Origin of the sequence: Nocardia sp. NPDC058633, assembly GCF_042717045.1 — a bacterium.
In the GTDB taxonomy this organism is placed as follows: Bacteria; Actinomycetota; Actinomycetes; order Mycobacteriales; family Mycobacteriaceae; genus Nocardia.
This window is the reverse complement of record NZ_JBHXRA010000002.1, coordinates 174,367-200,698: the sequence shown is the minus strand read 5'-3', so window position 1 is coordinate 200,698 and position 26,332 is coordinate 174,367. Positions and strand designations below refer to the sequence as shown.

General features: G+C 67.8%; 28 protein-coding genes. 8 read left to right on the top strand and 20 right to left on the bottom strand.

The genetic code is table 11. The annotated features are described in order from the left end of the window. Positions 1 to 28 precede the first annotated feature (28 nt). Positions 29 to 931 (top strand): LysR substrate-binding domain-containing protein, encoded by a 903-nt coding sequence (locus ACFWUR_RS03080; protein ID WP_378901041.1) that lies wholly within the window; start codon positions 29 to 31, stop codon positions 929 to 931. Between the two features lie 3 nt (positions 932 to 934). Here the strand turns inward: ACFWUR_RS03080 and ACFWUR_RS03075 are convergent, their stop codons facing one another. Continuing rightward, a complete protein-coding gene (locus ACFWUR_RS03075; RefSeq protein ID WP_378901038.1) occupies positions 935 to 1,600 on the bottom strand; it encodes a M23 family metallopeptidase in 666 nt (221 codons plus the stop codon). 279 nt (positions 1,601 to 1,879) lie between these two features. Here ACFWUR_RS03075 and ACFWUR_RS03070 point away from each other — a divergent pair, with 279 nt between their 5' ends. Then, a complete protein-coding gene (locus ACFWUR_RS03070) occupies positions 1,880 to 2,218 on the top strand; it encodes an ArsR/SmtB family transcription factor (RefSeq protein WP_378901035.1) in 339 nt (112 codons plus the stop codon). Here ACFWUR_RS03070 and ACFWUR_RS03065 read toward each other — a convergent pair. Further along, positions 2,200 to 3,174 carry a glycosyltransferase family 9 protein gene (locus tag ACFWUR_RS03065; protein ID WP_378901557.1) on the bottom strand — a complete coding sequence of 325 codons (975 nt, stop codon included), beginning with the start codon at positions 3,172 to 3,174 and terminating at the stop codon, positions 2,200 to 2,202. The genes ACFWUR_RS03070 and ACFWUR_RS03065 overlap by 19 nt on opposite strands. 161 nt (positions 3,175 to 3,335) lie before the next feature. On the opposite strand from ACFWUR_RS03065, the gene ACFWUR_RS03060 reads away from it, so the two are divergent. From ACFWUR_RS03060 to ACFWUR_RS03050, 3 genes are all read left to right on the top strand, one after another. Next, on the top strand, positions 3,336 to 3,920 hold the full coding sequence (locus ACFWUR_RS03060; protein ID WP_378901032.1) for an HdeD family acid-resistance protein: 585 nt from the start codon (positions 3,336 to 3,338) through the stop codon (positions 3,918 to 3,920). Between the two features lie 80 nt (positions 3,921 to 4,000). Further along, positions 4,001 to 4,351, top strand: coding sequence for a hypothetical protein (locus tag ACFWUR_RS03055; protein ID WP_378901029.1), 351 nt, complete (start codon positions 4,001 to 4,003; stop codon positions 4,349 to 4,351). Next, entirely contained in the window at positions 4,342 to 4,743 is a 402-nt protein-coding gene (locus tag ACFWUR_RS03050) for a VOC family protein (protein ID WP_378901026.1), read from the top strand. The genes ACFWUR_RS03055 and ACFWUR_RS03050 overlap by 10 nt, the downstream gene beginning before the upstream one ends. Here the strand turns inward: ACFWUR_RS03050 and ACFWUR_RS03045 are convergent, their stop codons facing one another. The 5 genes from ACFWUR_RS03045 to ACFWUR_RS03025 form a co-directional block, all read right to left on the bottom strand. Then, positions 4,744 to 5,544: a HugZ family protein gene (locus tag ACFWUR_RS03045; protein WP_378901023.1), complete on the bottom strand. Its 801-nt coding sequence runs from the start codon at positions 5,542 to 5,544 to the stop codon at positions 4,744 to 4,746. It abuts the gene before it with no gap. A 2-nt stretch (positions 5,545 to 5,546) separates the two neighbouring features. Next, positions 5,547 to 6,797, bottom strand: coding sequence for a lipase family alpha/beta hydrolase (locus tag ACFWUR_RS03040; RefSeq protein ID WP_378901020.1), 1,251 nt, complete (start codon positions 6,795 to 6,797; stop codon positions 5,547 to 5,549). 218 nt (positions 6,798 to 7,015) lie between these two features. After that, the gene (locus ACFWUR_RS03035) at positions 7,016 to 7,732 is read right to left on the bottom strand and encodes a metal-dependent hydrolase (RefSeq protein WP_378901017.1); all 717 of its coding nucleotides are present in this window, start codon (positions 7,730 to 7,732) and stop codon (positions 7,016 to 7,018) included. A 114-nt stretch (positions 7,733 to 7,846) separates the two neighbouring features. Beyond that, complete coding sequence (gene katG / locus ACFWUR_RS03030; protein ID WP_378901554.1) at positions 7,847 to 10,075, bottom strand: catalase/peroxidase HPI; 2,229 nt, start codon at positions 10,073 to 10,075, stop codon at positions 7,847 to 7,849. 11 nt (positions 10,076 to 10,086) lie between these two features. Beyond that, positions 10,087 to 10,521, bottom strand: a complete 435-nt coding sequence (locus ACFWUR_RS03025; RefSeq protein ID WP_378901014.1) for a Fur family transcriptional regulator — start codon at positions 10,519 to 10,521, stop codon at positions 10,087 to 10,089. Positions 10,522 to 10,659: 138 nt separating this feature from the next. Between ACFWUR_RS03025 and ACFWUR_RS03020 the strand changes: the two genes are divergently transcribed. Together ACFWUR_RS03020 and ACFWUR_RS03015 are read left to right on the top strand one after the other, a co-directional pair. Then, on the top strand, positions 10,660 to 11,163 hold the full coding sequence (locus ACFWUR_RS03020) for a hypothetical protein (protein WP_378901011.1): 504 nt from the start codon (positions 10,660 to 10,662) through the stop codon (positions 11,161 to 11,163). Positions 11,164 to 11,269: 106 nt separating this feature from the next. Then, a complete protein-coding gene (locus ACFWUR_RS03015; protein WP_378901008.1) occupies positions 11,270 to 12,316 on the top strand; it encodes a fused (3R)-hydroxyacyl-ACP dehydratase subunits HadA/HadB in 1,047 nt (348 codons plus the stop codon). A gap of 33 nt (positions 12,317 to 12,349) precedes the next feature. Here the strand turns inward: ACFWUR_RS03015 and ACFWUR_RS03010 are convergent, their stop codons facing one another. Together ACFWUR_RS03010 and ACFWUR_RS03005 are read right to left on the bottom strand one after the other, a co-directional pair. Beyond that, positions 12,350 to 14,545 carry a molybdopterin oxidoreductase family protein gene (locus tag ACFWUR_RS03010; RefSeq protein WP_378901005.1) on the bottom strand — a complete coding sequence of 732 codons (2,196 nt, stop codon included), beginning with the start codon at positions 14,543 to 14,545 and terminating at the stop codon, positions 12,350 to 12,352. A 140-nt stretch (positions 14,546 to 14,685) separates the two neighbouring features. Next, complete coding sequence (locus ACFWUR_RS03005) at positions 14,686 to 15,300, bottom strand: TetR/AcrR family transcriptional regulator (RefSeq protein WP_378901002.1); 615 nt, start codon at positions 15,298 to 15,300, stop codon at positions 14,686 to 14,688. A gap of 117 nt (positions 15,301 to 15,417) precedes the next feature. Between ACFWUR_RS03005 and ACFWUR_RS03000 the strand changes: the two genes are divergently transcribed. Next, the gene (locus ACFWUR_RS03000; RefSeq protein ID WP_378900999.1) at positions 15,418 to 16,278 is read left to right on the top strand and encodes an SDR family NAD(P)-dependent oxidoreductase; all 861 of its coding nucleotides are present in this window, start codon (positions 15,418 to 15,420) and stop codon (positions 16,276 to 16,278) included. 4 nt (positions 16,279 to 16,282) lie between these two features. Here ACFWUR_RS03000 and ACFWUR_RS02995 read toward each other — a convergent pair whose 3' ends face one another. The 11 genes from ACFWUR_RS02995 to ACFWUR_RS02945 form a co-directional block, all read right to left on the bottom strand. Further along, complete coding sequence (locus tag ACFWUR_RS02995; RefSeq protein ID WP_378900996.1) at positions 16,283 to 16,888, bottom strand: ATP/GTP-binding protein; 606 nt, start codon at positions 16,886 to 16,888, stop codon at positions 16,283 to 16,285. Continuing rightward, a complete protein-coding gene (locus ACFWUR_RS02990) occupies positions 16,869 to 17,243 on the bottom strand; it encodes a DUF742 domain-containing protein (RefSeq protein ID WP_378900993.1) in 375 nt (124 codons plus the stop codon). The genes ACFWUR_RS02995 and ACFWUR_RS02990 overlap by 20 nt, the downstream gene beginning before the upstream one ends. A gap of 12 nt (positions 17,244 to 17,255) precedes the next feature. Further along, complete coding sequence (locus tag ACFWUR_RS02985; protein ID WP_378900990.1) at positions 17,256 to 17,660, bottom strand: roadblock/LC7 domain-containing protein; 405 nt, start codon at positions 17,658 to 17,660, stop codon at positions 17,256 to 17,258. A gap of 1 nt (position 17,661) precedes the next feature. Beyond that, on the bottom strand, positions 17,662 to 19,998 hold the full coding sequence (locus ACFWUR_RS02980) for a nitrate- and nitrite sensing domain-containing protein (protein WP_378900987.1): 2,337 nt from the start codon (positions 19,996 to 19,998) through the stop codon (positions 17,662 to 17,664). 220 nt (positions 19,999 to 20,218) lie between these two features. After that, positions 20,219 to 20,626, bottom strand: coding sequence for a DUF779 domain-containing protein (locus ACFWUR_RS02975; protein WP_378900984.1), 408 nt, complete (start codon positions 20,624 to 20,626; stop codon positions 20,219 to 20,221). Further along, the gene (locus ACFWUR_RS02970; protein WP_378900981.1) at positions 20,626 to 22,143 is read right to left on the bottom strand and encodes an aldehyde dehydrogenase family protein; all 1,518 of its coding nucleotides are present in this window, start codon (positions 22,141 to 22,143) and stop codon (positions 20,626 to 20,628) included. Before ACFWUR_RS02970 ends, ACFWUR_RS02975 begins: the two co-directional genes overlap by 1 nt. 87 nt (positions 22,144 to 22,230) lie before the next feature. Further along, positions 22,231 to 23,457, bottom strand: coding sequence for a transcriptional regulator (locus ACFWUR_RS02965; protein ID WP_378901551.1), 1,227 nt, complete (start codon positions 23,455 to 23,457; stop codon positions 22,231 to 22,233). Positions 23,458 to 23,657: 200 nt separating this feature from the next. Next, positions 23,658 to 23,978 (bottom strand): hypothetical protein, encoded by a 321-nt coding sequence (locus ACFWUR_RS02960; protein ID WP_378900978.1) that lies wholly within the window; start codon positions 23,976 to 23,978, stop codon positions 23,658 to 23,660. A gap of 63 nt (positions 23,979 to 24,041) precedes the next feature. Beyond that, positions 24,042 to 25,190, bottom strand: coding sequence for an alkaline phosphatase family protein (locus ACFWUR_RS02955; RefSeq protein WP_378900975.1), 1,149 nt, complete (start codon positions 25,188 to 25,190; stop codon positions 24,042 to 24,044). Continuing rightward, positions 25,187 to 25,507, bottom strand: a complete 321-nt coding sequence (locus tag ACFWUR_RS02950; protein WP_378900973.1) for a nuclear transport factor 2 family protein — start codon at positions 25,505 to 25,507, stop codon at positions 25,187 to 25,189. Before ACFWUR_RS02950 ends, ACFWUR_RS02955 begins: the two co-directional genes overlap by 4 nt. 96 nt (positions 25,508 to 25,603) lie before the next feature. Next, positions 25,604 to 26,227: a TetR/AcrR family transcriptional regulator gene (locus tag ACFWUR_RS02945; protein ID WP_378900971.1), complete on the bottom strand. Its 624-nt coding sequence runs from the start codon at positions 26,225 to 26,227 to the stop codon at positions 25,604 to 25,606. Between the last annotated feature and the right edge of the window lie 105 nt (positions 26,228 to 26,332).

The window sequence follows — 26,332 nt, the reverse complement described above, 5'->3', positions numbered from 1 at the left end:
ACGGAATCGCCGACTATATGATCCGAATATGGATGATTCAACGGAAGGGGGAGCCCAAGCGCTGGCTCCGCTGCTGGCGGCCTTCGACGCCGCGGCCGAGGAAGGCCATGTCACCCGGGCCGCGCAGCGACTCGGGGTGCCGCAGTCCTCGCTCAGTCGCCGGATCAAGACGATCGAGCACCTGCTCGGAGTGGCGTTGTTCCAGCCGGTCGGGCGCGGCGTCGCCCTCACGCCGCAGGGCCGCGACCTCTACGCGCACACCCGCGGCCTGGTTCGCGCACTCGACGACGCGGTGCGCCGGGTGCGTGCCGACGCCGACCCCGACAGCGGGTTGGTGCGTTTCGGGTTCCCGCTCACGCTGGGCCCGGTGAGCATTCCCTCGCTGCTCGCGCAGTTCCATACGCGCGCGCCGCGGATCCGGCTGCACCTGGTGCAGGCACACGGGGAGGCGCTGGCCGAGCAGGTGCGCGACGGCAGGCTCGACCTCGCGGTGATGATCCCGCCCCCACCCGACCTGCCGACGGTCGACCTCGGACGACAACGCATCGACCTGCACGTGGCGCGCACCCATCCACTGGCCGGTCGCGCCCGCATCGACCTCGCCGAGCTGGCCGACGAGGCCTTCATCGCGAACCCGCCCAGCTATCAGCTGCGCGCATTGCTCGACAGCTGGTGTGCCGCAGCGGGTTTCACGCCACGGGTGGTATTCGAGATCACCGAGTTCGAGACCTTGCGCGCCCTGGTCGCCCTCGGTCAGGGCGTCGCGCTCCTGCCCGCCGCCGAGGTCGAGAACCCCGACCTCGCGGTGGTACCCATCGATGGCGAACGCGACCGCGAGGTCGGTCTGGTCTCGGGAGACCATGACTCGACGCTCGCGGTCGCGCGGCTTCGGCAGTTCCTGATCGCGCGCCGGGCGGCGATCAGCGGGTGAGTGTCAGTCCTGGGCAACGCCGGCGTCGACGCCACGCGCGGCGAGCCACGGGTGCGGGTCGATCGGGGCGCCGTACTGCGAGCCGTCGGGCACGTGCACCTCGTAGTGCAGGTGGGGGCCGGTGGAGTTGCCGCGGTTACCGACGGTGGCGATGGTGTCACCGGCGTTCACGTGCTGGCCGGGGACGACCAGAATGTCGTTGACGTGGCCGAACACGCCGATGGTGCCGTCGTCCTGCTGTACGCGGACCCACAGGCCGAAGCCGGAGGCCGGGCCGGTCTCGATCACGGTACCGTCGGTGACCGCGAAGACAGGCGCGCCGATCGGGTCACCGAAGTCGATGCCGTTGTGCGCGGTGCCCCAGCGGGCGCCGTAGTAGGAGGTCAGCCTGCCGTTGACGGGGCGAACGGTCTGCGGGCGCGGCGGCGGCGGGGGAGCGATGAACGGCAGCGGCGGCAGCTCGAGGCCGACTGCTTCGCGGTGCTCCTCCCACGGGATCGGAGCGGACGCGGGGATCTCGCCCTGCGGGCCCTGGGCCTCGGCGGGAGTGTACGCGGTGAAGCGGTACGGCGACTGGCCGGCGTTGATGGCCTCGGTGGCGTCCGCGGCGATCGTGGTAGTGGGAACAGGGCTCTCGGGCGCACCGAAAGTGGCGACGGAGGTACCCACGAGTGCGGACAAAGCCACCGCACCCGCGACCACGCCTCCCCAACGACCTGCGAAGGCGTCGGAGACTCGAGCAGATAACGGGTTGGTCACGAACATGGATATGAACGTAGCTAAACCGTAACCTTCGCAGCCAATCCTGTGGTTGCGATCACGAAGCGCTATAACCCCAGTTGATCTATAACGATACTCTAACGAAAGTCGGCATCCAGGTACTCACCGGGCGAAATTCCGGAGGGCAAGATCATTGCCGAAACCCCGCGACCCGGGGACACTGATTCAGTGGACGCTAACGGAGTCCGGGCCATCGCGGCGTTGTCCGATCCCACCCGGCGCGCGATCTTCGAATCCTTGCCGCAGGGGCCCCGCTCGGTGGCCGACCTCGCCGCCGCCACCGGAATCACCAGTTCAGCCGCTTCCCAGCACCTTCGTGTGCTGCGCGAAGCCCATCTGGTCCGCATGCGCCGAGACGGGAACAGGCACCTCTACTCCCTGGACCCACGCGGCCTCAGCGACGCTCGCGACTATCTCGACAAATTCCGGCCCAGCGCCCTGGCCGCCCACGCCGCCGCGCTGCGGGACGCGGCCGGTGCGGACCCGGCTCAGCCCACCCGGCGGTAACGCGACCGGCCGGATTCGGCCCATGCCTGCTTGTCCAGCTGCATATCGACCGCCGAGATCACCTCGGGCACGCCGATGCGCAGCAAGCCGGGATCGGGCGACAAGCTGTCCGGGTCGCCGACCTGTCCGGCCCACAGCACCGCGTGCCTGCCGAGCAGGTGTGCGGGCGGACCGCCCCGGCGCGGTGGCGTAGGACCGAACAGCAACACCGTGCGCGTGCCGAACGCGGTTGCCAGATGCGCGACACCGGTATCGCCGCTGATCACGAGCGCGGCCTCGGCCACCGTCGCCGCGAGATCGGTGAGGTTCTGCCGACCCGCGAGGACCCGGTCGTCGGGCAAGCCCGCCTGCGCGGCCACCTGACGAGCGATGTCGTGCTCGAACGGGTCGCCGGTGAGCACCACGTCACGGCCGAGGACCAGTAGATGGCGCACCACCGCGGCGAATCGCTCCGGCGGCCACCGGCGCGAGGGCGAACCCGCGCCGATGTGGACGACGACGCTGTCCCGACGGCTGATCGAGGCCACCGGCGGCACCAGCCCGAGGTTGCGCCGATCCGCGTCGATGCCCTCGCTCTCGAGTAGTCGGCACCAGCGGTCTACCACATGGGCGTCGGGATCCCAACGCGGTCCGGCCAGTTTGGGCAGGGCGGGCGTCCGATGACCGATGATCCGGGCGGCTCCCGTATCGGCCAGCGCCCGCGCGCTGGCGCTGTCGGCGCCGTGCAGGTTCACCGCCAGTTCGGGCGCGGGACCGTCCCAGATCAAGGCGGCCGGATCGGCGGTGGCGACGAGTTCGTCGACCGAGGAGATCAGGTCGACGATCTGCTCCAGCCGATGCGGCGCCGCCAGGACGATCCGGCTCTGTGGTTCGGCCCGGCGCAGGGCACGCAGAGCCGGGACCGCGGCGAGAAGCTCACCGAGGCCCCGAGCTTGCAGCACGAGTACAACCGACACATTCTTCATCTACCCGAGACTGGCGCGAACCAAACTTTCGCGAGCGCAACGATGTGGCGGACCGGTTCGATGCCCGCCGGCCGCACCAGTCCCGGTCGCGACACGATATCCACCCCAGCTAATTTCGGGAAAACCGGAGCGAGCAGGCATAACATCTCGTCATGACGACAAATACCGTGGTAGGGAGCCCGTTGACGGCTCTTGCCAAGAAGACCTGGCAAACAATTCTGGTCACCGGCCTGCTCGCGGTGGTTCTCGGCATCATCGTGCTGGTGTGGCCCGGTCCGTCGCTGCTCGTGGCGGGCGTGCTGTTCGGTATCTACATGGTGGCCAGCGGCATCTTCCAGCTGATCGCCGCCTTCACCCATCTGCCGAGCACCAGCTTTCGCGTGCTGTCCTTCATCAGCGGTGTGCTGTCGCTGATCATCGGTGTGTTCTGCTTCCGCGACGACCTCGCCTCGATTGTGCTGCTGGGGTTGTGGATCGGCATCAGTTGGCTGTTCCGCGGCGTCGCCGTGCTGTTCGCGGCGCTCTCGGAGCCGGGCGTGCCCGGCCGGGGCGCGCAGATCTTCTACGGCATCATCAGCGCGCTGGCCGGTGTCGTTCTGATCGTGTGGCCGATCTCGTCCATCGCCACCCTGGTCTGGGTGGTCGGCATCTTCCTGATCATCATCGGTGTCATGGAGGTCATCACCGCCTTCGGTGTCCGCAAGGACGCCCATCTGCTGGACCAGCAGATGGGCTGACTTCCCCACGGGAGAGTTCGTCTGAACCGGCCGGTGCCTTCGGGCACCGGCCGGTGTCGTCTGAACTACGCTTGCCACCCATGGAATTGGTTTACAACCTGGTGGTCGTCAGCCATCTGCTCGGCATGGCCGCGGTAGTCGGTGGCTATGTCGCGTCGCGTCCGGTGGTCTCCGAGCTGATGGTGTGGGGTGCTCGCGCGCAGCTGATCACCGGCGTGATCCTGGCCGGGATGGCTTCGGGAATCGACTCGCTCGACAAGGATCCGGATACCACGAAGCTGGCTGTGAAGCTCGTCGTCGCGGTCGCGGTGGCCGCGTTCGCCGAGATGGGCCGAGGTGATGCGAAGCGGGGCAAGCAGATCGACTGGATGACCGATGCCGCGGGCGGACTCGCGATCGTGAACGTGCTCGTCGCCGTGCTGTGGACCTGACCCGGGTGCGATTTCTCGGCGTCCACCACATCGCGATCATCGCCACCGACTACGCCCGGTCGAAACGCTTCTATACCGAAATCCTCGGAGGCGTCGTCCTCGACGAGAATTATCGTGGCGATCGCGATTCGTGGAAGCTCGACGTCGAATTGGCCGGCGGAGTTCGCATCGAACTGTTCTCGTTCCCCGACCCACCTGCCCGACCGACTCGACCGGAAGCGGCGGGCTTGCGGCACCTGGCCCTGGCTGTCGCGGACGTGCCCGCCGCACTCGAGGTGCTGCGGGCACGGGGCGTGCGGACCGAGGAGTTGCGCACCGATGAACACACCGGCAAGCAGATGGCCTTCTTCTTCGATCCGGACGACCTACCGCTCGAGCTGTACCAGGGGTGATCAGGGTGTCGCGCGGGCCCGCCGCGCGAGTTCCACTGTCGCCGCGCGCAACTCGCTGATCTCCGACAGCGGTGCGGCATAGCCGACTCGGGTGCGGGCCACTCCGCGTGGTGATTCCACGCGCAGGTCGAGACCGTATCGGTCGGCGCGCTCGCAGGTGGCGGCGATCGCGTCGGGGAAGCCGCCGAGCTGCTGGGCCATCGCCAGCAGTGCTTCGGCGTGGTCGGCGTTGAGGTGCGCGATGCCGGGTGCGGCGTGCGCGACGATCGGGTCCGGCTGTGCGGCAAGATATTCGGCGGCCGAGGCCGAATCCATCCGGCCGTAGCCGCCGACCCAGCGCACTCGTTCGATCCGCAGCACCCACAGGGTGAAGTCGCTGTAGTCGATGTAGTACTTGGCCGCCGGAATCGCCGCCAAGTGGGCCGCGCGGGCTGCTTCGGCCTCCGCGCCGGTCGGGCGTTCCACGAAACCCGCGAGCGTGATCCGGGTGCCCGCGAGGGGATCGGCCGGGATATCGGGCGTGACGATCGCGATGCTGGCGCGCGGATCGGCCGCCAGATTGCGGCCGTGTTCGGCCAGGCGCGACACGCTCAGCACCGGAGCGCCGTCGAGCAGTCCGTAGGTGATGAACGACGCCCACGGTGCGCCGTCGGCGGTGAGGCTGGCCAGTGTGCCGGTATTGGTGCCCGCCGCAATGGTTCTGGCTTCCTCGGCCGGCGAGGGGCGGGCCTCGTTGGCCAGGGGAGCGGTCGGCAGCGGAATGGCAGGTGCGTCGCCCGGATCGCCGTGGTCGAGAGTCATGGTCACAGCGTATCCACCGGACGCGAGCGGCGGGGCGAGCTCGTCAACCAGCCGTGCAGCGCATCGTAGACAGCGTCGTGATTGAGCAGGCTGAAGTGGTTTGCCCCGGGCACGTGCAGGCCGTTGACGGCGTCGAAATCGAGGCGCCTGGTCCGCCCGCGCCCCGACCCGCTACCGGTGAGGACCATGCCGTCGCCGATGATCACGCCGAGTGGGTGCTTGGGGCTGTGAGTGATGGTCGTGGTGACGAAGTAGTGATCGACGCCGGGCAGCAGCGGTACTTCCTTGACCGCTCGTGCGCGCAGCGTGTTCACGTCGAGGTCGCGCCAGTCCTCGTCGACCAGCGAGCCGTACCGCAGGTCCCGGATGCCCGCGCTGCGCCTGCGCAGCAGGGTGCTCAGCGGCCGGGTCTCGGGCAGTAGATCGAGCGCGGCCGACGCGTAGTGCACGAACTGCTCGAGCGGCGCACCGAGGTGCGGCGAACCGAGACACACCACCTGTCGCACCGATCGCACCCACGAGTGGCCCGACTCCTGGGCCTGATGGCAGGCGCTGCGCATGACCAGGCCGCCCATCGAGTGTCCGATCAGGCAGATCTCGTGCACCGGCATCGGCCAGCTGTCGACCAGGCGGGTCAGCAGGGCGCTGAGCTGGGCGGCGTTCTCGGAGATGTGCAGGCCGGTATTGAAGCGGACGAAGACCGGGGTGTAGCCGAGCTCGTCTTCCAGTCGCTCGCCATAGGTGGGTCGGCCACCGAGGCGCCAGGAGTGTTCGGTCTCCACGAGTCCGTGCAGGAGCACGACCAGCCGGGTGGTCGGCACCGGGACGTGGGCGGCGAACTCCTCGGGCGGCACGGGTGCGCCGTCGACGCGAAAGGTCATGGGGGAGGCGAGGATCGGGGTCTGGTCTTCCAGGGTGTCACCGATCAGTCCCTGGATCGCGGCCAGTATCCCAGCACCCCAGACGGTGCGCGATGGTGCGGTGGTGCCGGGCAGGTGGACCGCGCTCGCGACCTCGCCGACGACGAAGCCACTGCCGGTGACGGCCGCGTACACGCTGTCGGTGATGGCGTCGTGCACGGTCTTCACCGGAGCCGCGGCAGGTCCGATGCCCCACCGCACCGCGGCGAAAATGCGGTCGGAGACGGCGCGGTGGATCGCCGCGATCCCGTCGACCGCGCCGACGAACTCGTCACCGGCGAGCCGTGTGAGCGCCTGTACTTCGGCCTGAGGTTGGGGGAGCTGCTCCGTCACAGACTTGAGAGTACAACTGTGCACTGAAAAGTGGCGGGATCGGGGCGGCTTCGAGACCTGCGACGACAACTGGCCGTCCGGGGCTGGGATCGATCACAAATAATCATCTGGTTACAGCGATATGCGCATTAATGCATGACAATGCGTCAATCATGGATAAGGAGAACCGGCTGCGCCGGCCGAGCTCGGGACGGCGGGAGCCCCCGCCGTCCCGATGATCACGGCCGGTGCATGATCGCGTACCAGAGCGCGCCCATCGCGCCGAGGACGAACAGGGGAGACAGGACCCAGGTCTCCACCCGGTTCCCGGTCCGTTCGATCAGCGGCACCCGTGTGCGCAACGGAAACGGCCACAGCAATCGGCAGCCCCGATCGGTCAGGCAGTCGCCGAGCAGGTGTGCCAAGCACCCAAGGCCCACGCAGATCGGCAGCCACGCGGGCCGATCGACGATCCAGTGGTCCACGGCGAACGTCCCCGCCGTCGCCAGCACGATCACCGTCCCGTAGGTCCGAAAGCTCTTACCCGGCGGGCACAGGTGCAGCGAACGCACGGCCAGTGCGAGGAGGAAGAACACCAGGCCCAACGTGAACGGCCTACCGAGATAGTGCTCGCCTGCCCAGGTCGCCGCGACCGCGACCACGACGAACAGCAGCGAATGCGTGCCGTGACGATGCCCGCCCGAGGCCCAGGAGATCAACCGGCACAGGTGATGTGACACCGGTCCGAGCACGTGGGAGATGGTGCCACTGGGATGATCCGCGTCCGGCAGCAGCGCCGCCCCCGCGGTGAGCAGCGTGCCCATGATGAGCTCGGCGATGCCGAATTTCGTTGTCTCGCTGTCGAACAGAGGGAACGCGGCAACCGTGAGCGGTAACGCTGCGGCAGTACCTGCCCAGGCCAGCGCCCCACTCGTCGCATGTGAATGTCCTAGCACCCCGCAACGTTAGAGTAAGTCACGACTTCGGCGCATATGCCGTGGACAGGGCGTTGGGGGGCAGCGAAACACCCTGCGACTCACGATGAGCCGCAGGGTGTTGTGTCGTCCGGATCAGGCGGCGACGTCGAACCTGTCCAGGTTGCTCACCTTGGTCCACGCGGCGACGAAGTCGTGCACGAACTTCTCCTTCGCGTCGTCGGTGGCGTAGGCCTCGGCGAGGGCCCGCAGCTGCGAGTTGGAGCCGAACACCAGGTCGACCCGACTGCCGGTCCAGGTGACCGTGCCGGAGGCGCGATCGCGGCCCTCGTAGACACCGTCGTCGGTGGCCGACGGTGTCCACTCGGTACCCATGTCGAGCAGGTTGACGAAGAAGTCGTTCGTCAGCGCGCCCGGGGTCTCGGTGAACACGCCGAGCGGCGAGGACTGGTAGTTCGCGCCGAGCACCCGCAGCCCACCGATCAGCACGGTCATCTCCGGCGCGCTGAGCGTGAGCAGGTTGGCCTTGTCGATGAGCAGGAACTCCGCGGGAACCTGCGCGTCCTTGGCCACGTAGTTGCGGAATCCGTCGGCCGGGGTCTCGAGCGCGTCGAACGACTCGATGTCGGTCTGGTCCTGGGTCGCGTCGGTGCGGCCCGGCGTGAACGGCACCGTCACCGGGAAACCGGCGGCCTGCGCGGCCTGTTCGACACCGACCGCGCCGCCGAGGACGACCAGGTCGGCGAAGGACACCTGGGCACCGCCGCCGGCGTTGAACGTGTCCTGGATGGCCTCGTAGACCCGCACCACCTGGGCGAGTTCGTCGGGCTGGTTGACCTCCCAGCCCGCCTGTGGCTGCAGCCGGATCCGGCCACCGTTGGCGCCGCCGCGCTTGTCGCTGCCGCGGAAGGACGAGGCCGCCGCCCAGGTGGTCGACACCAGCTGGGCGATGGACAGGCCGGAGGCCTGGATCTGACCCTTGAGCGAGGCGATCTCGGACTCATCGATGACCGGACCGTTCTGGGCGGGAACCGGGTCCTGCCACAGCAGTTCCTCGGACGGAACCAGCGGGCCGAGGTAGCGGACGACCGGTCCCATGTCGCGGTGGGTGAGCTTGTACCAGGCGCGGGCGAACGCGTCGGCGAACTCGGCGGGGTTGTCCAGCCAGCGCCGGGTGATCGGCCCGTAGACGGGGTCGAACCGCAGCGACAGGTCGGTGGTCAGCATGACCGGTGTGCGCTTCTTACCCGGGATGAACGGATCGGGCACGGTGTCGGCGCCCGCGCCGTCCTTGGGGATCCACTGGTGCGCACCCGCCGGGCTCTTGCTCAGCTCCCACTCGAACCCGTAGAGGGTTTCGAGGAAGTTGTTGTCCCAGGTGATGGGCGTGCTGTTCCAGATGCCTTCCAGGCCGCTGGTGATCGCGTGCTCCCCGACGCCGGTGCCGAAGCTGCTCTTCCAGCCCAGCCCCTGCTCCTCCAGCGGCGCGGCTTCCGGTTCGGGACCGACGTGGTCGGCGGGGCCGGCGCCGTGGGTCTTGCCGAAGGTGTGGCCACCCGCGATGAGCGCGGCGGTCTCCTCGTCGTTCATCGCCATCCGGGCGAAGGTCTCGCGGATGTCGACGGCGGCGGCGAGGGGATCCGGATTGCCGTTGGGGCCTTCGGGATTGACGTAGATCAGCCCCATCTGGACCGCGGCGAGCGGCCGCTCGAGGTTGCGGTCACCGGTGTAGCGTTCGTCGCCCAGCCAGGTGCGCTCGGGACCCCAGAACACGTCCTCCTCGGGCTCCCACGCGTCGACGCGGCCGCCACCGAACCCGAAGGTCGGCAAGCCCATCGATTCGAGCGCCACATTGCCGGTGTAGACGATGAGGTCGGCCCACGACAGCTTACGGCCGTATTTCTTCTTCACCGGCCACAGGAGGCGGCGCGCCTTGTCGAGGCTGGCGTTGTCGGGCCAGCTGTTGAGCGGGGCGAAGCGCTGCAGGCCCGCGCCCGCGCCGCCGCGACCGTCGCCGACACGGTAGGTGCCCGCGGAGTGCCAGGCCATCCGGATGAAGAACGGGCCGTAGTGGCCGAAGTCGGCGGGCCACCAGGGCTGCGAGGTCGTCATGACCTGCTCGATATCGGCCTTCACCGCGGCCAGGTCGAGGGTGGCGAATTCGGCCGCGTAGTCGAAGTCGGCGCCCATCGGGTCGGCGGCGGGCGGATTCTTCTGCAGGAGTGTGAGATTGAGCTGGTTCGGCCACCAGTCGCTGTTGCTGCCACGCGCGTCGGTGGCGGCGAACGGACGGTGCATGACGGGGCAGCCACTGTCACCGTATTCCGTTTGGGCTTCCGCGATAGGTGGGTGTTCCTCGGGCACGGTGGATCCTTTCAGCAGGGTGATGGTGATGTCGTGCAATCGGGGCACCGGCCCCAGTAGATGACCTCGGCCTCGTCGACGACGAAACCGCGATCATCGAGAGGAGTCAGACAGGGCGCGTCGCCGACAGCGCACTCGACATCGACGATCACCCCACAGGAGCGGCACACCAGGTGATGATGGTTGTCACCGACGCGGGTCTCATAGCGTGCGACGGTGCCCATCGGTTGGATCCGCCGGAGCAGTCCGGCGTTGGTGAGTGCCCGCAGTACGTCGTAGACGGCTTGCTGGCTCACCGCCCCGAGGGTGGTTCTGACTCGGCTCAGGATGGTGTCCGTATCGGCATGCGGATGCTGGTGCACGGCGGTGAGGACCGCCAGGCGCGGCGCGGTGACGCGCAGGGAGGCTGCGCGCAGCATCTGTTCGAAGTCCGATTGTGTGGACACATTCCAAATTATGACTCATTCCAGATAACTACGGAAGGGTTTCGCGATGTTTTCGTGATGACATATCGGACACTTCGCGCAATACTGGCGGAGCAGACCGGCGCGGGGAGCCCGGTCCATGAACTCGGGGTGGGAACAATGTCGAATCGTCAGTGGTATGCCGTGTCCGCGATCGCCGCGGCCCTTCTGGTGGGCGGATGCGAGTCGGGGCAGTCCGTCGACGCGGCGCCGACGAGCAGCACGGCGAAGGCCACGACCACCGCTGCGGCGCCGGTGCAGAATCGCCGGGCCGAGAACGGCGCGGTGGTCCAGCAGGACGGGCTGGTGGGCTCGGGCACGCTGGAGATCGAAAACGGCAACAGCAGCGATGTCGCGGTGGTGGTCACCAACGGCGATCCCAAGCGGCCACAGGCGACGATCTATGTGCAGGGCGATTCCACGGCCACGCTCAGCGGTATCGACGGCACCTACTACGTCTACATGAAGACCGGAAAAGACTGGGACCAGGCCGCGCTCGGCTTCACCCGCGACCGTGACTTCCAGAAGTTCGACGACTCCTTCGATGCCGATTCCTCCTGGACGATCACGCTGCAGCCCTCGATCGGTGGCAATGCCAGCACCAGCGACGTACCCTCCTTCTGACCGCGGCGGGCGCGTCAGAACTGTGAACTGTGCCAAGGAATGCCCGGTCCGCCTGCGCGTCGACTAGCCTGCCGGGTGTCCGTTCCCCGAACGAAGGTGATACATAGTGACTTCCGTAGTCGATGCTCCGCCCGTCGATGGCCCTGATGTCGCGTCGAAGGTAGGGCACTACTACCGGGTAGAGGGCGTCTACGAGGTCGGCCGCGAGAAGATCCGCGAATACGCTCGCGCCGTCCAGGACTTCCACCCCGCGCACTGGGAGGACGAGGCCGCCGCCGCGCTCGGCTACCCCGGTCTGGTCGCGCCGCTGACCTTCGTGTCCATCCCGGCTATGGCGGCCAACAAACTGCTGTTCGAAACGGTGGTCGTCGGCTACGACATGTTCGTGCAGACCGAGCAGGTCTTCGAACAGCACAAGCCGATCGTGGCCGGTGACCGCCTCGTCGTCGACGTGGAGCTGTCCTCGGTGCGCACGATCGCGGGCAAGGACCTGATCACCGTCACCAATACCTTCGTCGACGAGTCCGGCGAGACGGTGCACATCATGCACACCACCGTCGTCGGCATCACCGGTGACGACGGTGTCGATCCCGCGATCACCGCCGCGGTGGAGAACATCATGCTCCACGGCGTGAAAGTGTTCAGCCAGGACAAGGGCGCCGCGGTGGAGACCACGCTGCGCCCCGAGGGCGAGGTGCGCCTGTCCGTCGACGGTGCCGCGCGCGTCCCGAACACCACGATGTCGTTCGACGAGTTGACCGTAGGCGACGAGCTCCCGCTCCGCGACGCCCGCGTCTCGCGCGGTGACCTCGTCAACTACGCGGGCGTTTCCGGTGACGGCAACCCGATTCACTGGGACGAGAAGATCGCCGAGCTGGCCGGCCTGCCCGACATCATCGCCCACGGCATGCTGACCATGGGTCTGGGCGCGGGCGTCCTCTCGACCTGGTCCGGCGACCCCGGCGCCGTCACCCGCTACGGCGTGCGCCTGTCGAACTACACCCTTGTCGGTAGGGAGGGCGGCCAGATCGAGTACACCGGCCGTGTGAAGTCGCTCGACCCGGCCACTCGCAGCGCCGTCATCGCCGTCATCGCCAAGTCCGGCGGTCGCAAGATCTTCGGCCTCGCCACCGCCAACCTGCGCTTTCGCTGAACCCGCCGCGGTGGACCCGACTTCCTGACGGGTTCACCGCGTCGCGGCGTCGGCCTCGGATCGTGGTGTGGCATAGGCGGTTTCGGCCGCGACCGGGCTCACCCGCACCCACGTGCTGTTGACCGCCGACGTACCCGAGAGCGGGTCGGTGCGGGCCGGGTCGTGCAGCAGGTTGACATTGACGCCCGGCAGCGCGGCCGCGACGGTCCAGCCGACCCCGGGTTCGCGATGTCCCCATCCGTGGGGGATCGCGACCACCCCGGGCCGAATGTCGGCGCTGATCTCCGCCGGCGCCACGATCGAACCGACCGGCGATTCGATCGTCGCCGGATCGCCGTCGGCGAGACCACGGGCTGCGGCGTCGTCGGGGTGGATGAGCACGGTGCAGCGGTCGCGGCCCTTCACCATCGAGGGGATGTTGTGCAGCCAGGAGTTGTTGCTGCGCAGGTGTCGTCGCCCGATGAGCTGGAGGTCGTAGCCGGGCTCGGGCGCCGCGTTCGTGTCGTCGAGGACCGTGCGGACCGCCGCCAAAAAATCCGGGGGCGCCAGGTGCGTCTTGCGGTCGCTGGTGCCGATCAGTTCGGGCAGTCGTGGTCGCAACGGCCCGAGGTCGACACCGCCCGCCGTGTCACGAATCTTCTTGATCGTCAGCCCGTTTCGTCCGCGGCGCAGGACGCCGTAGGGGCCGGTGGCGACGGCCGCTGCCGTCAACCGCAGCGGGCTGAGCTGTTCGAACGCGGCAGTGAGCGCCCGTCCGGTGAATCGTCGGACCGGTAGCGGGACCAGTTCGGTCACCAGCCGCGCCAGGATCTGCCAGTCCTCCAGCGCGTCGGCCGGTGGTTCGAAGACCTTGGCGTCGTAGCGGGCGTTGTTGCGAACGCTGAACACCGGGAACAGCAGGCCCAGTTCCTCGCGTTCCAGCGCCGAGACGGGCGGCAGGATGATGTCGGCGTGGCGGGTCGTCTCGGTGATGTACATGTCGACGGCCACATAGAAGTCCAGCGATTCCAGCGCGGCATCGAGCTTGCCCGCCTGCGGTGTCGAGAGCACCGGATTGCCCGCGTAGGTGATCATCGCTTTGATCTGGCCCGGCCCGCCGGTGAGGATCTCCTCGGCGAGTACCGCGACCGGGAGTTCACTGCGGAACGACTTGTGCGCGCCCGAGCGGTCGGTCCACGCGCCGTGTCCCATCGGCAGGTATTTCGCGTATCGGGCGGCGTCGACGACGGGGCTCGCGAACATCTGACCGCCCGCGCGATCGAGGTTTCCGGTGACGGCGTTGATCGTGTTGACCAGCCAGTGGGTGAGCGTGCCCGTCACCTGCTGGCACACTCCGATCCGCGCGTACAGCACCGCCGACGGCGCCGCGGCGTGGTCACGGGCCAGCCGTGCGAGGGTCTCGGCATCGACGCCGGCCAGGGGCGCCATGCGTTCCGGGGTGGTATCGGCGACCAGCTCGGCGAGCTCGTCCCACCCGGTGCAGAGCGCGCGCACCGCTCGCTCGTCACACAACTGTTCGGTGACCAGCACATGCAGCATTGCGAGCAGCAGATAGACATCGCCGCCGGGACGCACCGCGATGTGCTCGTCGGCCAGCCGGGCCGTTTCGGTGCGCCGCGGGTCGATCACGACCACTGTCCCGCCCCGGGTGCGGACCTCCTTGATGCGCAGCTTCGCCCCGGGCATGGTGGTGATCGATCCGTTGGATACCGCGGGGTTGGCGCCGAGCACCACCAGCCGGTCGGTGCGGTCGATATCGGTGATCGGCATGAGGACGTTCGAACCGAACATCCGCCACGCGACGAATTCCTGCGGGAACTGGTCGATCGAGGACGCGGTGAAGAAGTTGCGAGTCAGCAGCACGGCCCGCAGCAGCGCTCCGTACATCACCGAGGAGCTGTGCGCCGCCGGGTTGCCCATGTACATCCCGATCGCGCTGGGACCGTGCGCGGACCGCACCGCGCGCAAGCGCTGCCCGATCTCGCGGAATGCCTCGTCCCAGCCGATCGGCTGGAAGGTGTCGCCGACGCGGTGCATCGGTGTTCGGAGGCGATCCGGATCGTGGTGCAGGCCGCCCATAGCTGTCGCCTTCGGGCAGATGTAGCCCTTCGACAGCACGTCGTCCGGGTTGCCTTCGATGCGGGTGACCCGCGCATCCTCGACCGTCACCAGAATCCCGCAGTGCGCTTCGCACAGTGTGCACTGTCGTGCGATTGTCGTGCTGTCCACAGCTTTTCCCACTTTCGCCGAACCCCTCACGCCACGGTATCGCGATCGGCGGGCCCGGCAATCCGTCTACGGGCGGATTTCCGCTTCCGCGCAGCCGGGCGCCCGGTCCCCGATCCGGCGACCCGGGGCTGACGATGTGATCAGCCGCGCAAACCGCGCAGGGCGGTCTCGACGACGCGATCCGCGAATTCGGTGGTCAGCGTGCCGTTGCGGAGCAACCATCGCTCCATCAGCGGCCCCCAGATCATCGCGATCGCGACGTCGAGGTCGGTGTCTTCGGCGATGTGGCCCGCTGTTCGGGCGGCTTCCAATCGGCGGCGCTTGAGCTCGTCGACGGGCCCCTGCAGGCGTTCTACGTAGGTGGCGGCCAGGGCGGTGTCGTGCATGATCGCGCTGGTCAGGCCACGCAGGGGCAGGTCGAAGCGGGGGTCGGCGAGTTCGGCGACGGTGGCGCGCAGGACGAGTTTCAGGTCGGCTTCCAGATCTCCGGTGTCGGGCAGGCCCGGCGCCGTGTCGTCGGCTTCGCTGAGCATCAGGAAGGCGTCGAGCAGGACGGCGCCTTTGGACGGCCACCATCGGTAGATCGTCTGCTTGCCGACGCCGGCTCGGGCGGCGATCGCCTCGATGGTCAGCTTGTCGTAACCGATGTCGCCGGCCAACTCGAAGGCGGCGGACAGGATCGCGCGCCGGGACCCTTCGTTGCGCCGGGTCGCGTCGGCCGACGGCCGGGGTGTGGGGTGGATCTGCTGACTCATGAGGTCATGGTAGCAATCACCAAAACGAGACGTTGCGTCTTGACGAAACCCTGCGGGGGTGGCACCCTCGACGCATGAGGCGAGACGCAACGTCTTGTCTAAGCAAGGAGGATCGCCATGACCGCCGCTGCTACCACCGGATCCCGCGTCTGGTTCATCACCGGAGCGAGCCGCGGTCTCGGCCGCGCCTTCGCCGAGGCCGCGCTGGCGGCGGGGGACCGGGTCGCCGCCGCCGCTCGCACCGGATTCGCGCTCGACGAACTCGCCGAGGCGTATCCGGGCCGGGTACTACCGGTGACTGTCGACGTCACCGATCGCGGTGCGGTGCACGAGGCGGTCGACGCCGCTGTCACTCGTTTCGGCCGGCTCGACATCGTGGTCGACAACGCGGGCACCCTGTCGATGGGCATGATCGAGGAGTTCACCGAAGCCGAAGCCCGTGCCCAGATGGAGGTCAACTTCTTCGGTGCGCTGTGGGTGAGCCAGGCTGTGCTCCCGCATCTGCGCGCCCAGCGCCACGGCCACATCGTGCAGGTCTCCAGTATCGGCGGCCTCGCCGGGTTCCCCCTGTCGGGGATGTACGCCGCGAGCAAATTCGCACTCGAGGGAATGAGCGAGGCGTTGGCCATGGAAGCCGCGGAATTCGGTGTACGCGTGAGTATCCTGCAACCCGGAGGCTACTGGACCGACCTGTATTCGGCGATGGCGAACACCACGCCGATCGAGGACTACGCCGCGCTGCGGGCCCAGCTCGAGGCGCAATGGGCCGAGGGTTCGGTCGACAGCGAGCCTGCCCTCGCCGCCGAGGCGTTGCTCACGCTCGTCGGTGCCGAGGAACCGCCGCTGCGCCTGCTGCTCGGAAACATGGTGTACGACTTGGCCTTCGATTTGGCGCGCGCGAAGATGGCCACCTGGTCGGCATGGGAGCAGACCAGCCGAGCCGCGGAGCGGGCAGTAGCCGCGCCGGGCTCGGCCTGAGAGCTCAGGTGGTGACGGGCGTCCGTGCGGCGCGATCGATCAGGTACTCGACCAGGTGGGTCAGCACCGCCTTGGCGGAGGGCCGATCGCGCGCGTCGCACAGGATCACCGGCGTGTTCGGATCCAGGTCCAACGCGTCGCGCACCTCGTCGACCGTGTAGCGCGGCGCACCGTCGAAACAGTTCACCGCGATCAGGAACGGCAAGCCGCGCCGCTCGAAGAAGTCGACGGCGGCGAACGAATTGCTCAACCGCCGGGTGTCGGCCAGCACGATCGCACCGAGGGCGCCACGGCACAGCTCGTCCCACAGGAACCAGAAGCGGTCCTGCCCGGGCGTGCCGAACAGGTACAGCACCAGATCCTGGTCGATGGTGATGCGCCCGAAGTCCAACGCGACCGTGGTCGTGTGCTTCTGCTCCACCCCCGACAGGTCGTCGACACCGGTGCTGACCTCGGTGATCAGCTCTTCGGTTCGCAGCGGCGCGATCTCGCTGATCGAGGCCACCATGGTGGTCTTGCCGACGCCGAAGCCGCCGGCGATGAGGATCTTGACCGAGGCGGCCATGTGCTGGTCGCCTACGGATATCGGGTCAAAGTTTTCGGATGCCATCCAGAACCGCTCGCAATATGTTGAGGTCACCGGCACCGGCCTCGGCCGCTACCGGAGCCCGGAAGATGAGGTGGCCCTCGGCGATGAGATCACCGACGAGGATCTTGGTCACCGCCAGAGGCAGTTTCAGCACGGCCGAGACCTCGGCCACCGACTGGGGACGCTTGCACAACCGTGCGATCGTCGTGTACTCGGGTTCTGGTCTGCGCAGGGTGGGGGCTGGGTGTACTGCTACCACCACCGTGAGCATGTCCAGGTCGTGCGCCGCGCCCATGGTGCGGCCGCGGGTCACCGCGTACGGCCGGACCAGGGGTCCTGCCGCGTCGTCGAACCACGGATCGCCGAGTCGAGTCATTGTCGAAACTTTCTATAGCTGCGCATGCCCGTGCCGCGGCTCCGTCGACAGATAGCTGCCGACCCGCTGCACAGTGAGATTCATTTCGTACGCCACCATGCCGAGATTTGCCGACTCGTTGGCCTGCAGTGCCAGGCAAGCGTTCTCGCCTGCCGAGGTGACGAAAAGCACGGCTCGATCGAGCTCGATCACCGCTTGGCGCACGCCGCCACCGTCGAACCGGTTACCCGCGCTGCGCGCGAGCCCGTAGAGGGTCGAGGACATGGCGGCGAAGTGTTCGGCATCTTCACGCTTCATCTGCGAGGAGCGTCCGAGCAGCAGTCCGTCGGTGGACAGCACAACCGCGTAGCGGACCCCTGCCAGCCGGTCGACGAGATCGTCGAGTAGCCAGTTGAGATCACCGGGGGAAGAGTTCACCTCAGCCTTCCTGTTCGTCCTGATTCGATGTGGTCTGTGGTTTGCGACCCTGGCGGGTGCCGTTCTCGATCGCGGACATGATGTCGCGCGCCTGTTCCGCGGAGCGGGGGCGCTCGGGCGCGCTCGGGGGCTCGGCGGCGGGCTCGGCCAGTTCGGGCGCCAGGTTCGTCTGCCTGCTGCGCCGCGGCAGTGCGGGTCGTTCATCGGAGCCGGTGTCGTAGCGCGGGTTGGGCGCGGCGGGCAATTCGGGGGCCGGTGCCATCGGACGCGGTGTCGGAGGATCGGCGACCAAGGTCGCGACGGGCGCCGGCGCCGCGTCGAGCGCGGTGACCGATGCCGACTCCTGCGCGGTGGGCAGACCGCGGCGCAGCGGGCCGGTCGTCGCGGGCGGTGTTCCCGCCACGTCGGGCTCGCCTGCCAGCAGCTGCTGGGGGATCAGCACGATGGCACGGATGCCGCCGTAGTCGGATTCGCTCAGCCGTACCGACACGCCGTGCGCGAGGGCGAGGCGGGCGACCACGAACAGGCCGAGGCGCGAGTCCGAGGACAGCGTGCCGACACCGAAGTCCGGCGGATCGGCCAGCATGTTGTTGTAGCGCACCAGGTCGTCGGGGCTCATACCCATGCCCTGGTCGGTGATCTCGACGACCACGCCCTTGCCGACGACATTGCCGCCCGCCTCGACCCGCGACTGCGGCGGGGAGAACGCGGTGGCGTTGTCGACGAGCTCGGCGAGCAGGTGCACGAGGTCGGCCACGACGGTGCCGACGATGCTGACCTCGGGCAGCTTGGTGACCCGCACGCGCGCGTAGTCGAGCGTTTCGCCGATGGCGCTGCGCACCACGTCCATCACGGGCACGGGCTGACGCCACTGACGCCCGGGCCGTCCGCCGCCGAGGATGATCAGGTTCTCGGCATTGCGGCGTTCGCGGGTGGCCAGGTGGTCGAGCCGGAACAGCGTCTCGAGCAGCGCCGGATCCTCTTGGCGGCGTTCGGCTTCGTCGAGGATCTCGAGTTGGCGGTGGACCACGATCTGGCTGCGGTGGGCGATGTTGAGGAACACCGCGCGGACACCTTCGCGCGTGCGGGCCTCGTCGACCGCGGCGCCGATCGCCGCCGCGGCGGCGTGCTCGAAGGCCTTGGCGACCTGACCGATCTCGTCGTGCCCGAAGTCCAGGGTCGGCGAGGTATCGCTCGCGTCGACCTCGCCACCATCACGCAGGCTGCGCATGGTGGCAGGCAGCTTTTCGTCGGCGAGCTGCAGCGTGGCAGTACGCAGGCGGCGCAGCCGGCGAATGATCCGATTGGCGAGGATCAGCGCGACCAGGAAGGCGAGCACACTGAGGGCGATCACGCCGCCGCCCGCCGCGGCAGCGGTCGCCTCGGCGCGCTGCGAGGAATCCTTCGCCAGGGTCTGGATGAACCTGTTGTGACCGGTGTAGATATCGAGCAGCGCCCGGTTGACGCCCGCCGCGGCGCTCTGCCATTCGGCCGCGGGCATCGGCAGCGCGGGTGGGGTGGCCGCCCTCGCGGTGCTCGTGGTGACCGCGGGAGTGGCGAAACGCGCGATGATCGCGTTGTCCATCTGGGTCATTTGCTGCCACTGCGCCGAGGCGGTCAGCGCGACGACAGCATTGCGCTCGGCCTCGGGGAGCTCGAAGGTGAGGTTGGCCAGTTCGGTCCGGTAGAAGCCACTCTGGCGGATGAATTCGTCGACCCCGACAGCGAAGTCACCGTCGGAGGCGACCAACGCCGAACCGAGCGCGTTCCCGCGCGACATCGCCTCGATGATGTTGAGCAGGCGCAAACCCTCACCCACACCGGAGGACACGGTCGCGTCCGGCGCGGCGAGCACGGCGACCTTGGTGCCCTGGATGAACTTGTCGACCACCAGATTGAAGAACATGTAGGCGTCTGGGGCAGGCAGCATGCCCGCGTCGGCGCCGCCGCGCATGGCTTTGAGATGCTGCTGGGAGGCGGCGAATTCGGCCTGACTGTCGCCGATATCGGCGTTGTCGACGGCCTGCATCTGCTGCACGATCTGATTGAGCTTCGCGAACGCGGCGTCCGTCCGCGTCCGCGCGGCGGGCAGCGCGAGTGTCGCGGTCGTGTCGCCCGCGACCAGCGACATCGTGAGATGGCGCTCGGACTGGATCGACTCGACCATCTCCTGCGTCGAGGGGCCGGCTTGTTGGAGCTCGGTGGCCCACGCTTTGGCCTTGTTGCTCTCGTTGACCAGATAGCCTGCGGTACCGACGCCGACGACCACCAAAGTTAAACTCGGGATGAGAGCAATCGCCAGAATCCGGGTGCGCACACCGAGTCTCGCTAAGAACATCGCCATAACGTAACGGAATCGTTGCACTGTTGCCGTGTGTGTCTCAGTGAGCGAGACGCGATTTGGTCTGTGCTGGAACACCTTTGCTATATGGGGCCAAGACGAAAAAACGGCGAGCTCACCCCGCCGGCTGAGCCTCGATGTGCCCAGTCGGCGGGGGCTCGCCGCGACCTGGCAGCGCCGGGAAAGATGCTGCCAGATCAGGTTTTCGACGGCGCCGCTACAGTGTGCGGTCGGCGCCGGTGCGTGGCGGCGGTGCGGCCGCCAGCGCCGCGTTCTCCGCCTCGGTCAGCAGCCTGGCGCGCAACACGAAGCGCATGCCGTGGCCTGCCTCTAGCGAGTCCTCGGCGGCCTCACCGCGCGCGACATCGACGGTGAGGTGGGTATCTTTCCAGCACTCGAATTGTCGCGGGCTGATCCAGAATTCGGTGTGCCAGCTCAGCCGGCCGAGCAGAATGTCGGCCTTCTCGATCTGGAACTGCTTGGTCGACAGGCACACCGGTGCGGTGTCGTCGTCGCAGGACTCGCCTGCCTGGCGGAACAGCACCGGACCGTTGTCCTCGATGAGGCGGCGGAGCAGGGTCTGGGCGCGCTCGGTGATCTCGACCCGGTGGATCCTATTCTGCATCAGAACATCCCGAGTTTCGTCGTCGAATAACTGACCAGCAGGTTCTTGGTCTGCTGGTAGTGCTCGAGCATCATCGCGTGGTTCTCCCGGCCGAATCCCGACTTCTTGTAGCCGCCGAACGCGGCGTGCGCGGGGTAGGCGTGGTAGCAGTTGGTCCACACCCGGCCCGCCTTGATGGCGCGGCCGAGTCGGTGGGCGGTGTTGAGATCGCGGGTCCACACGCCCGCACCGAGACCGTAGAGAGTGTCGTTGGCGATGCGGATCGCTTCGTCGACGGTATCGAAGCGGGTGACCGCGACGACCGGGCCGAAGATCTCCTCCTGGAAGATCCGCATCGTATTGTCACCCTCGAAGATGGTGGGTTCGATGTAATACCCACCCGGCAGGCCCTCGACCTTGCGTGCTTCCCCTCCAGTGAGCACGCGTGCGCCTTCGGCTCTGCCGATGTCGAAATAGGACAGAATCTTCTCGTACTGGTCGTTGCCGGCCTGCGCGCCGATCATCGTCTCGGTGTCGAGCGGATGACCGGACACGATGGCCTCGGTGCGGGCGATGGCGCGGGCGAGGAATTCGTCGTAGATCGACGAGTGGATCAGCGCCCGCGACGGGCACGTGCACACCTCGCCCTGGTTCAGGGCGAACATGACCAACCCCTCGACGGCCTTGTCGAGGTAGTCGTCGTCGGCGGCCATCACATCGGGCAGGAAGATGTTGGGGCTCTTGCCGCCGAGTTCGAGGGTGACCGGGATGATGTTCTCGCTGGCGTACTGCATGATCAGCCGACCGGTGGTGGTCTCACCGGTGAACGCGATCTTGGCCACGCGCGGGCTCTGCGCCAGCGGTTTGCCCGCCTCGACGCCGAACCCGTTGACCACGTTGAGAACTCCGTCGGGCAGCAGGTCGGCGATGAGTTCCACGACGAGTAGCAGCGAGGCCGGAGTCTGCTCGGCGGGTTTGATGACCACACAGTTGCCTGCCGCCAGCGCGGGCGCGAGCTTCCAGGCGGCCATCAGGATCGGGAAGTTCCACGGAATGATCTGCCCGACCACCCCGAGCGGTTCGTGGAAGTGATAGGCGACGGTCTCGGCGTCGATCTGGGACAGCGATCCTTCCTGGGCGCGCAGCACCCCCGCGAAGTAGCGGAAGTGGTCGATGGCAAGGGGTAGGTCGGCCGCCAGGGTCTCGCGCACCGGTTTGCCGTTGTCCCAGGTCTCGGCCACCGCCAGCGGTTCGAGACTGTTCTCGATCCGGTCGGCGATCTTGAGCAGGATGTCGGAGCGCTCGGTGGCCGAGGTCGCGGCCCAGCGCTCAGTGGCACGGTGGGCCGCCTCGAGTGCCATATCGATGTCGGCGGCGGTGGAACGGGCTACCGCGCAGAAGGTCTCACCGTCGACCGGTGAGGTGTTGTCGAAATAGCGGCCTTCGACAGGAGGGGACCAGTCACCTCCGATGAAGTTGTCGTATCGGGGGGCATAGCTGACTATGCCGGTGTCCGATCCGGGTTTGCCGTAGATCATGCGTCTCGCTCCTCGCGACCTCTGCGTGGTGTCCCACACTATTGTCGGAGAAGGTTGGTACGAGGTTGGTGAGCACGTTTGTGCTGGTCAGCTCTGTCGTGCGGTGAAAAGTCGGGCGGTGACGACAGCGCGGCGGACATCGTCGCGGGGCAGTAGCCGCAGCGCGTGCTCGTGCACGGCGACATCGCCGGGACACCGCTGCCCGAAGGCGACGGCGTGTTCGGGACGGTCACTGCCCAGCACCGCGTTGCGGATGCCGACGTCGAGGTGGGCGCGCCACTGTTCGACGCCGGGCAGTTCCGAACCGGGCAGCAGCGGCCCGCGGTAGAGCCACAGCGCCGAGGTGAGGTCGCCGCCCTCGATGGCGGCGAGCAGGTCCACCGCGTCGCAGGACACCGCGCCGGTGAGCATGTAGCGCCGGTTCGCGATCTCGCCGCGGGTGGCGCGGCGCAGGTGTGACACATCGGCTTTGAGCGTGTTCAGCGACACCGACCGCTCGCCGTAGACCGCGGCGTGCAACTGTTCGGGGGTGTACCCGTCGGGCTCTAGTGCCAGCAAGGCCAGGATTTCGAGCTGGCGCGGCGGCAGCGGCACCGGTCGGCCGTCGCGCAAAAGCCTTGCCGCGCCGAGGCATTCGAGCCGCACACCGGGCGCCGGGGTGGGTGCTTCGGCGCGCAGCATCGTCTCCACGGCGGTGACCAGCGCGCGGACCGAGGTCATCACCATCGGATGCGAGCGTTCCCAGGTCGAGGACAGGTCGAGCACGCCCACCGTGCGTCCGTCGGGCCCGTGGATGGGCGCGGAGTAGCAGACCCAACCGTGCAACGCGGCGACCAGATGTTCGGCGGAGAACACCGTGACGGCCCTGTCGTCGTGCAGGGCCAGCGACAACCCGTTGGTGCCCATGTGGCTTTCGTCCCAGACGCCGCCCGGCGCGAAGTTCACCGCTTCACCTTGGCGGCGCAGCGTGCGATCACCCGCGGTCCAGAGGATGGTGCCCGATTCGTCACTGACGACAGCGAGATAGCCCGATTCCTCGGCCATTCCGCGCAATTGGCCCGCGAGTTCGGTGACCGGCCTGCGCAGCGGAGACTCCGACCAGCGGTCGCTGATGTCGTTGAGTCCGGGCGCGACTTCGGTGGCGGGGTCGACGGTGTGCAGCGAGCGTTGCCAGGATTTGGCCACGTCGTTGCGCACGGCCCCGGTGTCGCGAGGCAGGGTCAGTGGCCGTGACGGCGCCGCGAGCCGGTTCCACTGTTTCTCGAGCTCGACGCGGTAGTCCGACAGTTGCTCGGGGCGCTGCGGTCCGGCGATCGGGTCGTCGTGGGCGCCGGGACGAGCCCTTCCTGAATTCTCGCCCACGTTCGCTCCCTGCTCGTCGGTGACGCACCGTTCCTGCGACGAGAACGGGTGTGGCGCTTATTGTCTATCAGCTGTGCCACCGCCGTGGGAACGTTTGTGTCGAGGTCGACGAGGGCGCCGGTGGCCGGCCTGTCGCGCGGCCTTGACGCCGACTACTTGTTCAGGAAGATTCCGGCGATGTCGGCGTTCTTGATCGGGGTGTCGACGTTGCGCTGGGTGGCGCACAACAGGTCGACCTGCACGATCATCGAATCGACCACGGTGCCCGCCGGTTCGTTGTCGTTGCCGCTCTGCTGTTTGATCGCCTTGGTGATGGTGATCCGCTTGGTGTTCGCGTCCTGGTTGACGTAGTCGCGGCAGCTCGTGTCGCCGCCCTGGTTGAGCACTCGCTCGACCTCGGCGCAACCGGTGGCCAGTGCCGCCAGCACCGCGACGCCCACCGCCACGGCGCCGGTTCGGGTGTTGGCAGCCATGTTTCCTCCTGGAATGGTTCGAGTCGCGCACCTGCGCGTCGGTGACAGCTTATGCGGTGGTGCTCAGGTCCGATGGATTCGCAGGGGTACCCACAACTCGGCGGGGGTGAGCGAGCCGTGATGACCCACCATCAGCGATTGCAGTGGTTCGGCGCCGGAGCGCACCACACCGCCGTCGCCGCGGGCGATCACGACGAGATCGCCGATACGTGCGGCGGCATCGCGGGTGACCGTCGGACCGAACCAGCCCGCCTCGATCGCCTCGTCGCGGGTGCGCACCAGGAACCGGTCCCCGAGAACGCCCCGCCAGGTGTCGGCGACCGAGGCGCTGCTGTCGGTGTAGACGTGGCGGGCGCGTGGTTCACCGGCGAGCGCCGCGACGTTGTCGGACAGGTGGGGGTGGGTGTCGAAGTCGACGCGCTCGACCAGTTCGACCATGCCGTGATCGGCGGTGACGACGAGCGCCGAGCGCGCGGGCAGACGGGCGGCGATCTCGGCGGCGATGCGGTCGACGTTGGCAAGCTCGAACCGCCAGGCCCGGCTGGCGGGCCCGCGGGCGTGGCCGGTGGTGTCGAGTTCTGAATGATAGGTGTAGACCAGGGTTTTCGGTGCCGAGGTGAGCGCGGTCAGGACTCCGTCGACGAGATCGCCCACCGAATACGCGGTGCGAAAACCACCGCCGCGCCACCCGGCCAGGGTCAGGCCGGAGCCGTCCTGGTAGCTCGGCGCCACCTGGATCGCGGCGATGCCCGCGTCGGTGGCGCGCTCGAAGATGGTGCGGCACGGCTGAATCCGCTCGGGCGGGTGGGCGGTGAGAGCGTCGACCTTCGGTCCGGCACCGATGAGTTGCCAGCGCAGCGAGTTGAACAGGCGCTGTTCGTCGGGCAGCCGCATGCTGTAGCCGACGATGCCGTGCTCGCCCGACGGTAGGCCGGTGCCGAGGGTGGTCAAGCTCGTGGCCGTGGTGCTCGGGAAACCGGCATCGAGAGTGGCCTCGGGCAAGCTCGACAGGAACGGCGCGGCAGCGGATTCGGCGGCCAGGGCTTGCGCGCCGAGCCCGTCGACCAGGAGCACGCAGACCCGGTCGACATCGAGAGCGAGCCCGAGTCGGTCGGTGTCACCGGGCGCTCCGAGGCAGGTCAGTACCGAGGGGAGCAGATCGGAGAGTGCGGCTGTGCCGTAACGCGGTGTCAGTAGGAGATCGTCGCTCACGCCTGCCCTGTTTCGAATCGGCTGATCAGCCCGTCGCGTAGGACGAACTGCCAGGTGGTACGCATCGAACCCCACCGGCTGTTGGTGTAGTCGGCGGTGAGGGCGAGGCCGTCTTCGGTGTCGACCGTGTCCACGACGAGGTGTCCGTTGCTGCTGAAGATCTCGGCCTCGGTCCACTGTGCGAGATTGCGTTCGACACCGTCGTCGGACATGGTCGCGTCCTCGGTGAGTACACCGTAGAACTGGTCGGTGTCCTGCGCGTTGAGCGCGTCGACGAACGCCTCGACCACGGGATCGAGTTTCGCGGTGCCAGACATCGGGCCTCCTGCTCGAAACGGCTGCGCACGGACAAACACGGTGTTACCCACTGTAGGTGAGCGAACACGCCCGGTCGTCGGAATATCGTCGGCGCGTCAGGCGATCGGTGGGCCCGGCGTGATCAGCGCGGTGAATGTGCGCATGATCGCGTCGACGAGTTCGGGCGCGTGGGTGCCCATTTGTTCGCTGCGCTTCTCGAGATGTCCATCGAGCCACAGTGATGCCAGCCCGTGCGCCAGTCCCCACCACGCGACAGCGAGGGTGTCGGCGCGGTCGGCGGGCAGTGCGCCGGCCGCGACGCATTCGGCGACGGTGTCGACCAAGACGTCGAAGGCGGCATCACCGGCGACGTGGGCGTCGGGGTGCTTTTCCGGCTGGGACAGCTCGGGTCGGAACATGAGCCGGAACTGGGCGGGGTGATCGCGGGAGAACCGCACGTAGGCGTCGCCGAGTTCGGTGAGTGCTGCCAGCGGGTCGGCCGAGGCGGCCCTGGCGGTGACCATATAGCCGGCCAGTTGCTGGAATCCGTCGACCGACAGCGCCGAGAGCAGTGCGGCACGGTCGGGGAAATGGTGGTAGGGCGCGCCGCTGCTGACCCCGGCCTCCCTGGCGACGCGGCGCAGGCTCACCGCGGCCAGGCCCTCGCTCTCGATCAGGCGCAGGCAGGCGTCCATCAGCGTGGCGCGCAGGTCGCCGTGGTGGTAACGGGTGCGCTTCACCTTGAAGAGCGTAGGCGAGACCCCGGTCGAAATTGGCACTGGACAGCAAAACTATGCGGTGTTTAGATTAATTGAGCATCGCTTAGATCCTGATTTCACCAATCG

Bases quoted from the DNA above. Each gene is read 5' to 3' on its own strand.
- ACFWUR_RS02990 (WP_378900993.1), bottom strand. From the start codon at position 17,243: ATGACTCGACTCGGCGATCCGTGGTTCGACGACGCGGCAGGACCCCTG.
- ACFWUR_RS03000 (WP_378900999.1), top strand. From the start codon at position 15,418: ATGACCGCCGCTGCTACCACCGGATCCCGCGTCTGGTTCATCACCGGA.
- ACFWUR_RS03055 (WP_378901029.1), top strand. From the start codon at position 4,001: ATGGAATTGGTTTACAACCTGGTGGTCGTCAGCCATCTGCTCGGCATG.
- ACFWUR_RS02950 (WP_378900973.1), bottom strand. From the start codon at position 25,507: ATGTCTGGCACCGCGAAACTCGATCCCGTGGTCGAGGCGTTCGTCGAC.
- ACFWUR_RS02975 (WP_378900984.1), bottom strand. From the start codon at position 20,626: ATGCAGAATAGGATCCACCGGGTCGAGATCACCGAGCGCGCCCAGACC.
- ACFWUR_RS03080 (WP_378901041.1), top strand. From the start codon at position 29: ATGGATGATTCAACGGAAGGGGGAGCCCAAGCGCTGGCTCCGCTGCTG.
- ACFWUR_RS03020 (WP_378901011.1), top strand. From the start codon at position 10,660: ATGTCGAATCGTCAGTGGTATGCCGTGTCCGCGATCGCCGCGGCCCTT.
- ACFWUR_RS02980 (WP_378900987.1), bottom strand. From the start codon at position 19,998: ATGTTCTTAGCGAGACTCGGTGTGCGCACCCGGATTCTGGCGATTGCT.
- ACFWUR_RS03060 (WP_378901032.1), top strand. From the start codon at position 3,336: ATGACGACAAATACCGTGGTAGGGAGCCCGTTGACGGCTCTTGCCAAG.
- ACFWUR_RS03005 (WP_378901002.1), bottom strand. From the start codon at position 15,300: ATGAGTCAGCAGATCCACCCCACACCCCGGCCGTCGGCCGACGCGACC.
- ACFWUR_RS02995 (WP_378900996.1), bottom strand. From the start codon at position 16,888: ATGGCATCCGAAAACTTTGACCCGATATCCGTAGGCGACCAGCACATG.
- ACFWUR_RS02960 (WP_378900978.1), bottom strand. From the start codon at position 23,978: ATGGCTGCCAACACCCGAACCGGCGCCGTGGCGGTGGGCGTCGCGGTG.
- ACFWUR_RS03045 (WP_378901023.1), bottom strand. From the start codon at position 5,544: ATGACTCTCGACCACGGCGATCCGGGCGACGCACCTGCCATTCCGCTG.
- ACFWUR_RS02970 (WP_378900981.1), bottom strand. From the start codon at position 22,143: ATGATCTACGGCAAACCCGGATCGGACACCGGCATAGTCAGCTATGCC.